We start from the raw sequence: 14,324 nt of genomic DNA on the forward strand, positions 1-14,324 counted from the left end.
GGCCGACGCGGGTTTTGCCGCCGGTCTGCCGGGGTAGCCCGTAGCCATGGCACAGACGACTTTGCACAACCCGGTGGACGTGGTCGATTTCCTCACCGCGCAGCACGAGCGGATCAAGACGCTCTTCGATGAGACGCTGCTGGCCGCCGGGGCTGAACGTGAAGAGTCCTTCGTGCGGCTGCGCCGGCTGCTGGCGGTCCACGAAACCGCCGAAGAGGAGATCGTGCACCCGCGCGCCGCCCGCGAACTCGACAACGGTCGCGACCTGATCAAGGCACGCCTGGCCGAGGAGAAGCAGGCCAAGACGGCACTGAGTGAGCTGGAGAACGTCGATGTCGATTCGGAGTTCTTCACCGAGAAACTCCGTGAACTGCGCGACGACGTGGCCGAGCACGCCGGCCACGAAGAGCGCGACGAATTCGCCGGGCTGCGCGCGGAACTCGACGACACCGAACTACAGCTGCTGGAACGCGCGGTCAAACTCGCCGAGTCCATCGCGCCGACCAGGCCGCACGCCGGGGTCGAGGGCGCGCTGGCCAATGCATTCGTCGGGCCGTTCGCCTCGATGGTGGACCGGGCACGCGACGCGATCCTGGGCTACGAGTCATGATCGCGCTGGGGCTGTTGCTGCTGATCCTGGGATTGGTCTTCGACGTCTACGTGCTGTGGGCGATCGGGATCGTCCTGCTGGTCGTCGGTGCGGTGTTCTGGTTGCTGGGGGCGGTCGGGCGCCCGGTGGCGGGCAGACGCTACTGGTACTGAGCGACACCGCCGGAATCCGGGCGACTCGCCGGTCAGACCCGCCCGCCAGTGCCCAACGTGTTCTGCATGTCGGGCTTCATCGCCACCAGTTGGGCGTTCCAGTAGCCCCAGCTGTGCACCCCGTTGCTGTCGATGTTGAACGTGGCGTTGTGTCCGCCCGCCCCGGTGTAGGCGTCGCGGAAGGCGATGTTGCTCTGCATGACGACCTGTTCGATCACCTGCCCGGGCAGGCTTCCTTCGCCGATCTCCGACGGGGTGCCGTTGCCGCTGTAGATCCACAGCCGGGTGTTGGCGCCCGCCAACCGGCCGGCTTGCACCGTCGGGTCGTTGTGTTGCCAGCCGGGACCGCCCGTCGGGCCCCACATGTCCTGCGGGTTGAAGCCGCCCTCGTCGTTCATCGCCATGCCGATGAGCATCGGGCCGTTACCGCTGGACGGTGTCAGCAGCGCCGAAAGCGAAGCGGCATAAGCGAATTGCTGCGGGTGGTAGGCCGCCAGGATCAGTGCCGAGGACCCGGACATCGAGACCCCCACCACCGCATTGCGGGTCGAGCGCACGCCCCTGCCGGCCAGGTAGCTCGGCAGTTCGCTGGTCAGAAACGTCTCCCACTTGTAGGTCTGGCCGTTGGCCGACCCATACCAGTCGGTGTAGAAGCTGGAACGCCCGCCGACCGGCGCCACCACCGACATCCCGGAACCGCTGTACTCGTTGAATGCCGGTGTCTCGATGTCCCAGCCGCTGCGGTCGTCTCGGGCGCGCAGGCCGTCGAGCAGGTAGACCGCCGGCGCGCCGCCGCCCTGGAACTCGACGGTGATGTTGTGGCCCATGCTCGGCGAGGGCACCGACAAGAATTCCGTCCCGGCAGCGCCGGCGGGCGGCGGGGCCGCTGCCAAACCGATCACTCCCGGCAGCAGCGTCGCCACCGCGGCCTGGGTGAGCCGGCGCAGCCGGCGTGGTGTGTTCTTGCGCATTTTTCTCCCCTTTCACGCAGACCCGAGAGCCAAGGCCTGCCGGCCGATGTGCGAGAGGGGAGGGATCGACACAGGGCCCATAAGGCTTTGGTTCCATACCTCGGCATCGTGAGATGCCGCGGGATGGCTGCCCTGCAGTCTGAAGACAGACACCTAACCTTCTTGTCTTAACAAAGTGCGGGACCGTTGTCCATAGACACCCCGCCCGAGAAAAAATTCAGAGAGGCGGTTTGAGCCGGCAGCGCGGTGGGCACCTCCACCGACATGTCCGCGCGTGTCTTCCTCTATTCCGTTGGCTCTGTGGCGATCGCGGCAACGGCCGCCGGTGCCGCAATCCTTTTCACCCCCGGCGTGCCCGCCGCGAGCGCCCAGCCGTGTCCCGATACCGAGTTGGTGTTTGCGCGCGGAACCGGTGAGCCGCCCGGCGTCGGACCGACCGGGCAGGCGTTCGCCAACGCGCTCGGCGCGCGTCTGGCCCCCCACCCGTTGTCGGTCTACGCGGTCAACTATCCGGCCATCGACCAGTGGGACACCGGCGTCGACGGTATTCGGGACGCCGGTGCACACGTGGTCTCTCGGGCGACCGCGTGTCCCCAGACCAAGCTGGTGCTGGGCGGCTACTCGCAGGGGGCCGCGGTGATGGGCTTCGTGACCTCGGCGCAGGTGCCCGACGGTGTCGACCCGGCCACGGTGCCCAAGCCGCTGGATCCCGATGTCGCCGAACACGTGGCCGCGGTGGTGCTCTTCGCGATGCCCAACGAGCGGGCGATGAAATTCCTCAAGGAGCCCACGATCACGATCGGCCCCTCATACCAGGCCAAGACACTGCAGGTGTGCGCGCCCGAGGACGCGGTCTGCTCGGAGGGGCTGAGTTTCGCTGCGCACGACAGCTACGCCGGTGACGACGCAACGATGGTCGAACAGGGGGCCGACTTCGCTGCCCGCCGGCTGCAGAGCCGCCTGGGATAGACCCTGACCGGCCGAAGGCTTCGGCGCCGGCGCTGGCGTCGTGATCAGATCCGGGTCTCCGATCCCGCGGAGGCCCGGCGCTCCATCCGCGGTACCGCCATCGGCAACTTCATGGAGTGGTACGACTTCGGCGTCTACGGGTATCTCGCCACCACGATCGCCCGGGTGTTCTACCCGGATGCCGGCGCCGGCAGCCTGATCGGCGCCTTCGGCACGCTGGCCGCGGCGTTCGCGATGCGTCCGGTCGGCGGTGTGGTGTTCGGCGCGTTGGGTGACCGGATCGGACGAAAGCGCGTGCTGGTCACCACGCTGGTGCTGATGACGCTCGGCACTACCGCCACCGGATTGCTTCCCGGCTACCGTGCCATCGGCGTCGCGGCGCCGATCCTGCTCATCGCGACGCGGATGGCGCAGGGCTTCTCCGCCGGCGGCGAATACGTCGGGGCGATGGTCTACGTCGGCGAACAGGCCCCGGATAAAAGACGCGGCATGATGGCCGGATTCTTGCCGATGAGTTCTCAGGCCGGTTATGTGGTCGGCGGGGCCCTGGTGACCGGGCTGCGGGCCGGGCTGGACGACGCGGCCATGCTCAGCTGGGGCTGGCGAATCCCGTTGCTGCTCAGCGCACCGTTGGGGCTGGCTGCGCTCTACCTGCGGCTGCACCTGGACGAATCACCGGTATTCCGGCAAGCTGACCACGGGCCGGGCGCCGGCGACGACTCTGCCGGGGCGCAACTGCGCCGCACCGCCGGGGCGTGGAGGCCGCTGGCGCTCTGCATCGCCTTGGTGCTGACCTACAACGTCACCGATTACCTTCTCACCGGCTATCTGCCCACCTACTTGCAGACCATCGCACGTATCCCGCCCACCCCCGGGCTGCTGCTGATCGTGCTGACGCTGCTGGTGATGATGGCCACCGTGGTGCCGGCGGCGGGATTGTCCGACCGCATCGGCGTCAAGCCGTTGCTGTGGGCCGGATCCGCCATGCTGGTGTCGCTCTCGATACCCGCGTTCGCTCTGATCCGCTCGGCCCGCAGCTATCCGGCGGTGTTTACCTGATGATCGCGGCCGGCGTCATCGGCGCACTGGCGCTGTTCTTCACCCCCGAGGTGGCGGGCAGACGCCTGCCAGGCGCGGGGCCCGCGGTGGAGAGCGAAGCGCGGGCCCGCGAGCTGGCTCAGGGGCGAGAGGCTTAGCGCGCCTGCCGTAACCCCTGCACGCCCGAGAGCGCGTCGGACACCGACGCGCTCGTCGGCAAGGCGTTGGTCGGATCGCAGATCCGCAGCAGGCGAGTCACCGCCGGCCCCGGCACCGTCGAGCAGTAGATCCGGGCGTCAGCGCACCGGGAGGTAATCGTCGTCAGCACCGAAAAGCCGGTGGTGCCAATAAATTCGAGGTCGCTGAGGTCCAGGACCAGCCATTCGCAGTACGCTGCGCACTGCTGCACGTAGTCGCCCAATGCATCGGCATTGGAGGCGTCGATCTCGCCATCCAGGCTGATCACCGCCCCCGCGCGTCCCCAACGGGTGACGCAGCGGGCGGTGTGGCTTTCCCAGGTATCGGCGACCGGGGCGGTATCTATTCGACGCGACGGCAACACCGACGCGCCCAATTTCAAGGCGGACATTAAACCACTTCCATCAGTCGAAACTCGTACTGTGGATCGCGTCGATGCGAGTTACACCTTCACGGATGAGAGGCAGGGAGTCAGCCTCCCTGGCCTGCGTGGGTGACGCGTTCTCCGGGTGGCTGTTAACTCAACCTGTTGATGAACCTACGCCGATTACCGCGCCTGTGCAACGATTCAGTAACGGCCGCCGAAGAATCCCGCTGCGCAGCAAACCGTTTCCGGGGCCGCCCGGAAGTTTAGAGCCCGGCGCCGCGGGTAACCGCCGATTATGGTGTTTCCGCAGACCACCAGGCGTTCCCTGCTCGTGTGGCACGTGCACGGCTCCTGGATGGATTCGTTCGTCGCCGGTGGGCACCGCTACCTCATTCCGGTCAACGCCCCACGCGACCCCGATGGCCGCGGACTGTGCGGACGCGACTGGCCCCGGGCGCGGGAGGTGCCCTTCGGCGACCTCCACGATCAAGAAATCGACCTGGTGGTGCTGCAGCGCCCGCACGAGGCCGAACTGGCCGCGCGACTGCTGGGCCGCCGGCCCGGAATCGACGTCCCCGCGGTCTACATCGAGCACAACACGCCCCGGCCGTTCGCGGTTCACAGCCGGCACCCGATCGCGGACCGCGACGACATCCCGCTGATCCACGTCACCGACTTCAACCGGTTGATGTGGGACAACGGCCGCGCCACGACCATGGTCATCGACCACGGCATCGCCGATCCGGGACATCTCTACACCGGCGACATTGCGGCGGCGGGCGCCCTGATCGACGAACCGGTGCGGCGAGGGCGCGCGGTGGGCGCTGACCTGCTGGCCGCGTTCGGACAATCCGCACCGGTCGACGTCTGGGGGATCGGCACCGACGACCTCAACGACCCGGCGCACCGGTGCGCCGGGGTCACCGGCCACGGCGATCTGCGGGCCGGGCCGCTGATGAAGGAACTGGCCCATCGGCGGGTCTATCTGCACACCGCGCGCTGGACGTCGCTGGGATTTACGCTGCCGCAAGCCATGTTCCTGGGCATGCCGGTGGTGGCCGTGGCCGCGACGATGGCGCCGCTGGTGGTTCCGCCGGAGGCGGGCGTCGTCAGCGCCAACATCGACACGTTACGGGCGGCGCTGTCCGGGCTGGTCGCCGATCGCTACTTGGCCGAGGTGGTCGGCAAGGCGGCCCGCGACTACGCGACGGAACACTTCGGGCTCGAACGATTCCTGTGCGAATGGGACCGGGTCATCGAAGAGCAGTGCGCGGCGAGGCCGTGACCGTCGGGGAGGATCGCATGAAAATCGCAATGGTGTCCGAACACGCCAGCCCGCTCGCCGCGCCCGGCGGAGCCGATGTCGGGGGCCAGAACGTCCACGTCGCCGAGCTCTCGGCGGTGCTGGCCCGTCGCGGGCACCATGTCGAGGTCTATACCCGCCGTGACGATCCCGACCTGCCCGAGCGGGTGGACACCGAGCAGGGCTACACGGTGATCCACGTGCCCTCCGGGCCGCCACGCTATCTGCCCAAAGACGAACTGCTGCAGTACATGGCGACGTTCGGGCGTTACCTGGATGAACAGTGGGACGCGGAGCGCCCCGACATTGCGCACGCGCACTTCTGGATGTCGGGGATCGCTACCCAACTGGCGGCCAAGCGCCGCAGGGTGCCGACGGTCCAGACGTTCCACGGCCTGGGTGTCGTCAAGCAACGACACCAGGGACATCGCGACACCAGTCCCGCCGAACGGGTGCGGCTGGAGACGCGGGTGACGCGCGAGGCGACGTGGGTGACGGCCGGCTGCAGTGATGAGGTGTTCGAGCTGATACGTCTGGGCCGGGACCGACTGCGGGTCTCGGTGGTGCCGTGCGGTGTCGATGTGGATCGGTTCGCGCCGCACGGCCCGACTGCTTTCCGTTCGGGCCGGCGGCGCATCGTCGCGGTCGGCCGGTTGGTGCCCCGCAAGGGATTCGACACCGTGATCGAGGCGCTGACCACCGTTCCCTCCGCCGAGCTGGTGATCGCCGGCGGACCCCGACGTAGCGAACTCGACACTGTCCCGGAGACATCTCGCCTGCGGAAGCTGGCCGCAGATCTCGGTGTGGCAGACCGGGTTTCGCTGTTGGGGTCGATCGCCCGCGAGGATATGCCGGCGTTGCTGCGGTCGGCGGACGTGGTGACGTGTACGCCGTGGTATGAACCGTTCGGCGTCGTAGCGCTGGAGGCGATGGCCTGCGGGGCGCCCGTAGTGGCCTCGGCGGTAGGCGGCATGCTCGACACGGTCGTCCATGACGTGACGGGTCTGCTGATTCCGCCGAGGGATCCGCGGGCGTGCGCGAATGCCGTCAACGCCATTCTGCGGGATCGCCGGGCCGCATCCGGCTTCGGCGCCGCCGGGCGGGAACGGGCCTGCTCGCGCTATTCCTGGGACCGCATCGCGACCGACATGCTGCGGGTGTACGACCGACTGCTGCCGGTTGCGGTTCCGGCCCGCAGCACCGCCTGGGCATCGAAGTCCGGGTGAGCCGCAGACGAATGTGTAACTCCTGAGCGTCATTTGGCTGATTATTGGTTCCGGCCCGAGTAGGTAAGTGCTGAGTCAAACCGGTTGCCGTGTCCGGCCCATCGGAGGAGCATGAACGCATCGAATGGGCCTCCGGCGGAGCAACGAGATGGTGGTGACCGACCGCAACGATCTGATGGGCGATGTGGCCGATCTGGTTCACACGCTCGATCAGCGAGCGGATGTCGACGCAGAGGGTGCGCTGGATGAGCTGGTCGCGAACCTGCTCGCTCACATGCCCCGCGCCCAACACGCCGGTGCCACCCTGACGACGGATGACGGTGATGTGCAGACGCTGGCGGCGACCGGGGCCCACCCCGTTGCGCTCGACCGGATTCAGCGGCGGCTGCGGGAGGGGCCGTGCCTGAGCGCGGCGTGGAAACACCACGTCGTTCGGATGGACGACATCTGCTGTGATGACAGGTGGCCGGACTTCTGCCGGGAGGTGGCGGCAACAACACCGATCCGATCCATCCTGGCGTTCGAGTTGTTCACCGGGCAGGGTTCCACCGGGGCCCTGAACTTCTACGCCGAAACGCCCGATGCCTTCGACGACGATGCGGTGGAAGTGGGTTTGACCCTGGCCACCCACGCTGCGCTGGCCTGGCACATGGTGCGCCGCGACGAGCAGTTCCGCAGTGCGCTGGCCTCCCGCGATGTCATCGGGCAGGCCAAGGGGATGCTCATGGAACGGTTCGACATCGACGCGGTACGCGCCTTCGAACTGCTCAAGCGCCTGTCGCAGAACATGAACACCCCGCTGGCCGACGTGGCCCAGCGGGTGGTCGGCCGGCACGGCAGCGCCATCCCGCCTCGGTGATCGCCGAACCTCATAGCCGGTTCTCCGGCCCGATCACGGCCCATACCGTCTTGCCGTTCGAGGTGGGGCTGCTGCCCCAAGCGCGGCACAACGCCCCCAGCACCGCCAGGCCGGAGGTCTGATCAGCGCCACCGTCGGCCGCTTCGCGCAGTACGGCCGGTGCAGGGTCGGTGTCCTCAACCGCGATGGTGACTGCGGAGTCGATCCATTCCAGTATGACCACCAGTGGGCTTCGGGTGTGGCGAAGCACGTTCTCCACCAGCACCTCGACAATCACCTTGGCGGCGGGGATCAGCTGGCCCTGCGACCAGTTGGCCAGCCACTCGTCTACGAAGTCCCGCGAGCCGCGTAGGCTGCTCGGCCGATGGGGGAGCTCGATGCGGGCCCGCCGGCGCGGTGAAGCGCCGGGCACCAGCGAGGCCAACGCGGCTTCGAGGTCGGCGTACACCGATACATGGCGGGTCACGCCGGCGCGCGTGATCCGCTCAGCCACGTCCGCTCGCGGGCAGACCAACAGGATCGGGATATCGGGCCAGGTGCTCACATACCAGCGGGCGCTGGTGAACACCGACCACGCCGAGGACGCCGGAACATCCAGACCGCTGACATCGACCACCACGGCCTGCGGTTCGTCGAGCGCGGCATTGATCACGCGGTCGCGCAGAGCCCGGTAGGTGTCGCTGTCCAGCGTGCCGGCCGGCTTCAGCAGGCAGACCCCGGCCACGGTATCGGCGGACACCGTGAGTCGACTAGGGCGCCTATTCAGGCCGGGCATCGAGCACCTCGGCGACATAGTCGGTCTCGGTCGGTCTCGGCCGGCAGGCTGCACAGTTCGCCGACGTCGGGACCGGATTCGCCTGCCATCGCATTCACCACCGTCAGGTGGCTATCCTCCGGACAGCGCCGGCAATCCCACCCCGGTGGTCTCCGCAGCGGTCTTGGCGTCCGCGTCAGGTCACGGTGAGAAGAGTGTGGTCCAGATCCGAAAGCACCTCGGTCGGCAACCTACCGGTGAAGGCCGCCAGGAAGCGGGCCGATAGATCGCGTACCTTGACATTGGTCTCCTGTGAACGCCACACCAGGATGTCGAACGCCCGCTCCGCGGAGATGCGGTACGCGACCATCAGCACGCCCTTGGCCTGCTCGATCACCGCACGCGACTCGGCGACCTCGGAGACGACGGCGCTGACATCCTTCTGCAGCACCCGGGTGACATCGACATAGAACCCGGCGGTTCCGATCACGACGCCCCCGTCGTCGAGCATGCGGTCACCGATCACGATCACCCAGTGGACCTGCCCGGCGGTGTCGATGATCCGGTGCCGGCTGCTGAACGGCTCGCCCTGCAGGACCCGGTCCAGGACCTCGGCGACCTGGCGGCGATCCTCGGGATGCTTGTGCTGCAGCAGCAGCTGGGTGTCGGGCTCAACCGTGCCCGGCTCGTAGCCGTGCATGCGGGCGACCGCGTCCGACCACTCCCAGCGTTGCTCGCCGAGCCAGTACCGGAACCGGCCGACCCGCTGTGGCTCGCCGTGGCCTACGACGAGGTCGAGGTCACTGTGGACCTCGGAGTCGTCGCCCATCGGCGGCACGATCTCATTGACATTCCCGACCACCGCAAACCTGCCTTCTCGTACCTGAACAGTATGAGCCCATTCCAACGACCGGCGGGCGATCCGCGGTCTGGAATCGCAGGAATACATGCACGGACGATCTGGACCGGCGCTACTTTCTGAACGCCCGAGCCCGGTAACTCTCCACAATGTACCCAGGTCGTGCAACTGCAAGTCATGTTTTCGCCGCGGCGCCGCTGGGTAAGTGCTGGGGGAGGTGCGGTGATACTCCAGCAAAGGGGTCGCCGCAGGAACGTCAGGGAAGGAGCCACAAGTGAAGCTCTCCAAGACTGCTGCCAAGACTGCAGCCGGGGCGGCCGGAATCGCCGCGCTGAGCGTTTTCTCCGCGACGACCGCCATGGCCGAGCCGGCGATCCAGCCGTTCGGCACGCCCGAACAGCTCAACGACGGGGCGATGGCGACGTCGTATACGGTCAGCAACCTGGGACCGGCGAACGTCGTCATTCCGGGGTACCAGCCCCGCGGCAAGTTGTATCAGGCCGACGTGACGGCCCGCGCCGACCGCGGCACGGTGACCCCGGTGGTCGCCGACTTCAACGCCAGGGCGGCCAACAGCGACACCTACCGGGTGATCAACACAGTGCCCACGCCGGGCGGTATCAACCCCGGCCCGATCGCCCAGGGTGCCGCGGCCAACGGCAAGATCTACTTCGACGTCACCGGCCCGCCGCCGGACGGAGTTGTGTACAACGACGGCGTCGAGGACGTGCTGATCTGGACCAGTAAGGCCTGAGTCCGAGCCGAGATGGGCCCGATCGTATGGATCGGGCTCATTCGGATGTGCCCGTGCGCTCGACCTGTCCGCCGCCACGGCGGCCGGCAGGCCGAATCGAGGACCGCGATTCGGCTGCCGCTGCGCCGGGTATGCCCGGCTCATGACGATCCTGGGTTATGCGCTGTCCTGCGCGCGGTTTCATCCCCACGCGTTGGTGGTGCGCACCGCGCACGCCGTATGGGCCAGTGCGCAGCTTCCCGGTGAGCTGGGGCAGAATCTGCCCACTACGGCGCATTTCGAGCAGGCCTCGAGTCTGGTCGCCGCCGAGGCGTTGGCGCAGGCGGTGCCTGCCGTCCAGCAGATCGGTGAAGACCGGGAGCGGTTCTTCGACTTCTGGGAATCCGGGGTCGTTTTGGAGTTGGCGGCGTGAGCGCAACCACGAAAGTGCCTGGGGCGCAGCGTTATCTGCCGCAGAAGCGGACGCTGAGCGCACTACGGGCCGCGGCCGCGGGGTGTCACGGCTGCGAGCTGTACCGCAACGCCACCCAGACGGTGTTCGGCGAGGGTCGCCGCGGTGCACCGCTGATGCTGGTCGGTGAGCAACCCGGTGACCACGAGGACCGTCAGGGGCACCCGTTCGTCGGCCCGGCCGGGCGGCTGCTGGACCGCGCACTGCATGATGCGGGCATTGACCCGGAATCGGTCTATACGACCAACGCGGTCAAGCATTTCAAGTTCACCCGCCGCGAGGGCAAACGCCGGATCCATCAGAAGCCGAGCCGCACCGAGGTGGTCGCGTGCCGGCCGTGGCTGATCGCCGAGATCGAGGCGGTGCACCCGCAACTGGTGGTCTGCCTGGGGGCCAGCGCGGCGCAATCGCTGCTGGGCCCGGCGTTCCGGGTCTCCGCCTCGCGGGGGGAGCTGCTGAGCCCGCCGACGGAATCGAGCTGGCGGGCTCAGTTGCTGGCCACCGTGCACCCCTCGGCGGTGCTGCGGGATAGCAGCGACCGGCGCGAGGCCTACCGCGCGTTCGTCGACGACCTGCGGGTGGCCGGCGGTGCCGTGACAAAAGGGAACGCTTGGGCCACGGCGCTGTTTGACAACGACGGTGACGGGTAACCGTGTGCCGATAGAAGGGAGCGCGCCATGCCGAAAACCGCGGACTTCATCATCGACCGGTTACGCCAGTGGGGGGTGCACCGGATCTTCGGATATCCCGGTGACGGCATCCTCTCCATGCTGGGCGCTCTGGACCGTGCCGGAGGCGATCCGGAACTGATCCAGCCCCGGCACGAGGAGATGGGCGCCTTCATGGCCACCGGCCACGCCAAGTTCACCGGCGAGCTCGGCTGCTGCCTGGCCACCTCCGGCGGCGGAGCGATCCACCTGCTCAACGGGCTCTATGACGCCAAACTCGATCACCAGCCGGTGGTCGCCATCGTCGGTCAGCAGAAGCGGATGTCGCTGGGGGCGGCATTCCAACAGGAGATCGACCCGATGTCGCTGTTCAAGGACGTCTCGTCGGACTTCATCCAGACCTGCATGGCCCCCGTTCAGGCGAGGCATCTGGTGGACCGGGCGTGCAAGGTGGCCCTGACCAACAGAACGGTGGCCACCATCATCCTGCCGGAGGACGTCGCCGAAGAGGACGCGGTGCCCTCGCCCCCGCGGATGCACGGGGCGGTGTTCAGCAGTGTGGGCTGGTCCCGGTCGCGGATGCTTCCGGCTCAACCGGAGCTGCAGAAGGCCGCTGACATCCTCAACGACGCCGAGAAGGTGGCGATTCTGATCGGTGCCGGCGCCGCCGATGCCTCAGATGAAGTGGTGCAGGTCGCCGAATTGCTCGGCGCAGGGGTGGCCAAGACCTCACTGGGCCGGGCGTCGCTGCCGGATGATCTGCCCTACGTCACTGGTCCGATCGGGCTGCTCGGCTCCACAGCCAGCGAAGCGATGATGTCCGGTGCCGACACGTTGTTCATGATCGGGTCGAGTTTCCCCTACTCCGAATGGTTGCCCAAGGAAGGGCAGTGCCGGGGAGTGGAGATCAACCACGACGGGCGCATGATCGGCGTCCGGTATCCGATGGACGCCAATTTGATCGGCGACTCCAAAGACACTCTGCAAGAGCTGATTCCACTGCTCAAGCGCAAAGAAGACCGCTCTTGGCGTAAGAAGATCGAAGGCGAAGTGCAGGAGTGGTGGCGGGTGCTCGACAAGCGGGCCCACGACAAGGCGGACCCGCTCAACCCTGAGCTGGTGGTGCACGAGCTGTCCAAGCGACTGCCCGACAACTCCGTCATCACCACCGACGCCGGCTCGGTGGCCAACTGGTGGGCGCGGCACCTGCGGCTGCGGCCGGGGATGGCTGCCTCGCTGGCCGGAAACCTCGCCACCATGGGGCCAGGTACGCCGTATGCGATCGCCGCGAAGCTTGCCCATCCGGGCCGCCCGGTGATCGCTCTGGTGGGCGACGGGGTGTTCCAGATGAACGGCATGGCCGAGATGATCACCGTCAAGCGGTACAAGGAGCGGCTGTCCAAAGGCCCGCTCATCTTCTGCGTGTTCAACAACCAAGACCTCAACCAGGTCACGTTCGAGCAGCGGGCGATGGGCGGGGAGAAGAAATTCGAAGGCTCCCAACACATCCCGGATGTGCCGTACGCAGAGTTCGCCAAAATGCTCGGTCTGACCGGCATTCGCTGCGATGACCCGAAGAACATCGGGCACGCCTGGGATCAGGCGTTGGCCGCCAGTAGCCCGGTGGTGCTGGAAGTGGTCGTCGATCCCGACATCGCACCGGTCCCACCGCAGATCAGGATGGACATCGCGAAGAACACCGCCAAGGCGATGCTCAAAGATCCCGACCGGGTCAGCATCGCCACCAAGAACGCCAAACAGAAGATGCACGAGTTCACCGAATCCGCCCGTCAGACCGTCCGCGACCTGCGCGACAAGTCCGACGAATGAGCCTGACCGGTCAGCGCCGGCCGGACCGGCGGCACTCTGTACGACGTTCAAAGGCGAGAGTGGCAGCAGCAGTCGTCGCGGTTCGCTTCAGGCGACGCGAAACTCGTCGAGGTCGACCTGTTTGACGGTAAGCCCGTGGCCGGGCGCGGTGCGATCCGGACGCAGCACTCCGCCCGGTTCCGGCTCGATCACGCCGTCGAACGCCAGCCCTTCGATGCGCACGTGGTCGTGGAAATACTCCAGATGCCGCAGGTGCCATATCGCGGTGCCGACCTGGCTGCTGATCTGCGGGGCGCAGTGCAGTGATAGGTCCATGCCGCGGGCGTCGCACAGTGCCGCGACCCGCAGTACACCGGTGATCCCGAGGGCGCGGGTGACGTCGGCCTGCAGACAGTCCACCGCGCCGGCGGCCAGCATCTGCTGGAAATAGGGGAGGTGATAACCGTATTCGCCGGCAGCGATGTCCATTCCCGGCGGCCCGTTTTCACTCAACCGGCGCAAGCCGTCCAGGTCATCGGAGCTCACCGGTTCCTCGAACCACCGAACGCCGTACTCGGAGAAGCGTTGTGCCCACCCCAACGCCTGCTTGCGCTGGTAGGCGCCGTTGGCGTCGACGAACAACTCGATGTCATCGCCGATCGCCGCGCGGGCCGCTGAGACCCGGCCGGTGTCGGCGTCCGGGTCACGGCCGACCTTCATCTTGACCCGCGGGATGCCGGCGTCGGCCCAGCCGCACAACTGCTCACACAGCGTGGCGTTGTCGTAGGAGGTGAACCCGCCGCTGCCGTAGATCGGGATGGCTTCGTGCACGGCACCGAGGGCGATGACCAGGGGCTCATCGAGCAGTCGTGCCCGCAGATCCCACAGGGCGATGTCGACCGCCGAGATCGCCTCGGCGACCACCCCCGGCTTACCCAGGTTGCGCGCCGCGTGTTGCATCGCGGCCCATCGGGCCGGCGGCTGCAACGCGTCCTCGCCGGTGACGACCTCGGCCAGCTTGTCGCGGACCACGGTGGCCACTGCGGTGCCGCCGTAGGTGTACCCGGTGCCGGCCGCCCCGCCGGCGTGCACCGTGACCAGCACGAAGGTGGTTGAGTTCCACGTGAGCGTGCCGTCGGACTCCGGGGCGTCGGTGGGGATGGAGTACACCGAGATCTCGACGGATTCGATCGGGATGGCAGTTGCTGCGCGCGGGCTCATCGATGGTGACTACCCGCGACGCGGAAGGGGTATGCCCGGGACGCGCGCACCGATGCGGGATCGTCGACGTTTGTCAGCTGCCGCGGCCGGGTAAACCGGCTACGTGAATTCCCCT

General features: G+C 67.5%; 16 protein-coding genes. 11 read left to right on the plus strand and 5 right to left on the minus strand.

Features of this window, described 5'->3' with window-relative positions; genetic code table 11:
* Positions 1–46: 46 nt before the first annotated feature.
* Together BST28_RS01740 and BST28_RS23950 are read left to right on the plus strand one after the other, a co-directional pair.
* Positions 47–610, plus strand: coding sequence for a hemerythrin domain-containing protein (locus BST28_RS01740; protein WP_083079622.1), 564 nt, complete (start codon positions 47–49; stop codon positions 608–610).
* Positions 607–762, plus strand: a complete 156-nt coding sequence (locus BST28_RS23950) for a hypothetical protein (RefSeq protein ID WP_019738941.1) — start codon at positions 607–609, stop codon at positions 760–762. The genes BST28_RS01740 and BST28_RS23950 overlap by 4 nt, the downstream gene beginning before the upstream one ends.
* A 32-nt stretch (positions 763–794) precedes the next feature.
* Here the strand turns inward: BST28_RS23950 and BST28_RS01745 are convergent, their stop codons facing one another.
* Complete coding sequence (locus BST28_RS01745) at positions 795–1,733, minus strand: esterase family protein (protein WP_019738940.1); 939 nt, start codon at positions 1,731–1,733, stop codon at positions 795–797.
* A 264-nt stretch (positions 1,734–1,997) separates the two neighbouring features.
* On the opposite strand from BST28_RS01745, the gene BST28_RS01750 reads away from it, so the two are divergent.
* Both BST28_RS01750 and BST28_RS01755 read left to right on the plus strand, forming a co-directional pair.
* Entirely contained in the window at positions 1,998–2,702 is a 705-nt protein-coding gene (locus tag BST28_RS01750; protein ID WP_083079776.1) for a cutinase family protein, read from the plus strand.
* A gap of 111 nt (positions 2,703–2,813) precedes the next feature.
* A complete protein-coding gene (locus BST28_RS01755) occupies positions 2,814–3,761 on the plus strand; it encodes an MFS transporter (protein ID WP_234808166.1) in 948 nt (315 codons plus the stop codon).
* 133 nt (positions 3,762–3,894) lie between these two features.
* On the opposite strand, the gene BST28_RS01760 is transcribed toward BST28_RS01755, so the two are convergent.
* A complete protein-coding gene (locus tag BST28_RS01760; RefSeq protein WP_207570009.1) occupies positions 3,895–4,320 on the minus strand; it encodes an STAS domain-containing protein in 426 nt (141 codons plus the stop codon).
* Positions 4,321–4,600: 280 nt separating this feature from the next.
* Here BST28_RS01760 and BST28_RS01765 point away from each other — a divergent pair, with 280 nt between their 5' ends.
* From BST28_RS01765 to BST28_RS01775, 3 genes are all read left to right on the plus strand, one after another.
* Positions 4,601–5,590, plus strand: a complete 990-nt coding sequence (locus BST28_RS01765; protein WP_083079624.1) for a glycosyltransferase — start codon at positions 4,601–4,603, stop codon at positions 5,588–5,590.
* Positions 5,591–5,607: 17 nt separating this feature from the next.
* Positions 5,608–6,834 (plus strand): glycosyltransferase, encoded by a 1,227-nt coding sequence (locus BST28_RS01770; RefSeq protein ID WP_029248736.1) that lies wholly within the window; start codon positions 5,608–5,610, stop codon positions 6,832–6,834.
* A 148-nt stretch (positions 6,835–6,982) separates the two neighbouring features.
* The gene (locus tag BST28_RS01775; RefSeq protein WP_029248735.1) at positions 6,983–7,693 is read left to right on the plus strand and encodes a GAF and ANTAR domain-containing protein; all 711 of its coding nucleotides are present in this window, start codon (positions 6,983–6,985) and stop codon (positions 7,691–7,693) included.
* Positions 7,694–7,703: 10 nt separating this feature from the next.
* Here the strand turns inward: BST28_RS01775 and BST28_RS01780 are convergent, their stop codons facing one another.
* Complete coding sequence (locus BST28_RS01780; RefSeq protein ID WP_165758038.1) at positions 7,704–8,459, minus strand: STAS domain-containing protein; 756 nt, start codon at positions 8,457–8,459, stop codon at positions 7,704–7,706.
* Positions 8,460–8,643: 184 nt separating this feature from the next.
* Positions 8,644–9,276, minus strand: a complete 633-nt coding sequence (locus BST28_RS01785) for a PAS and ANTAR domain-containing protein (RefSeq protein WP_234808174.1) — start codon at positions 9,274–9,276, stop codon at positions 8,644–8,646.
* A 304-nt stretch (positions 9,277–9,580) separates the two neighbouring features.
* Here BST28_RS01785 and BST28_RS01790 point away from each other — a divergent pair, with 304 nt between their 5' ends.
* The 4 genes from BST28_RS01790 (at position 9,581) to BST28_RS01805 (ending at position 13,009) form a co-directional block, all read left to right on the plus strand.
* Complete coding sequence (locus tag BST28_RS01790; protein WP_019734838.1) at positions 9,581–10,060, plus strand: MPT63 family protein; 480 nt, start codon at positions 9,581–9,583, stop codon at positions 10,058–10,060.
* Between the two features lie 142 nt (positions 10,061–10,202).
* Entirely contained in the window at positions 10,203–10,472 is a 270-nt protein-coding gene (locus BST28_RS01795) for an LLM class oxidoreductase (protein ID WP_019734837.1), read from the plus strand.
* A complete protein-coding gene (locus tag BST28_RS01800; protein ID WP_083079627.1) occupies positions 10,469–11,161 on the plus strand; it encodes a UdgX family uracil-DNA binding protein in 693 nt (230 codons plus the stop codon). The genes BST28_RS01795 and BST28_RS01800 overlap by 4 nt, the downstream gene beginning before the upstream one ends.
* A 27-nt stretch (positions 11,162–11,188) precedes the next feature.
* Positions 11,189–13,009 (plus strand): thiamine pyrophosphate-requiring protein, encoded by a 1,821-nt coding sequence (locus BST28_RS01805; protein WP_083079629.1) that lies wholly within the window; start codon positions 11,189–11,191, stop codon positions 13,007–13,009.
* 87 nt (positions 13,010–13,096) lie between these two features.
* On the opposite strand, the gene BST28_RS01810 is transcribed toward BST28_RS01805, so the two are convergent.
* Positions 13,097–14,209, minus strand: coding sequence for an enolase C-terminal domain-like protein (locus BST28_RS01810; RefSeq protein ID WP_019734834.1), 1,113 nt, complete (start codon positions 14,207–14,209; stop codon positions 13,097–13,099).
* Between the last annotated feature and the right edge of the window lie 115 nt (positions 14,210–14,324).

Source organism: Mycolicibacter kumamotonensis (genome assembly GCF_002086285.1).
Lineage (GTDB): Bacteria > Actinomycetota > Actinomycetes > Mycobacteriales > Mycobacteriaceae > Mycobacterium > Mycobacterium kumamotonense.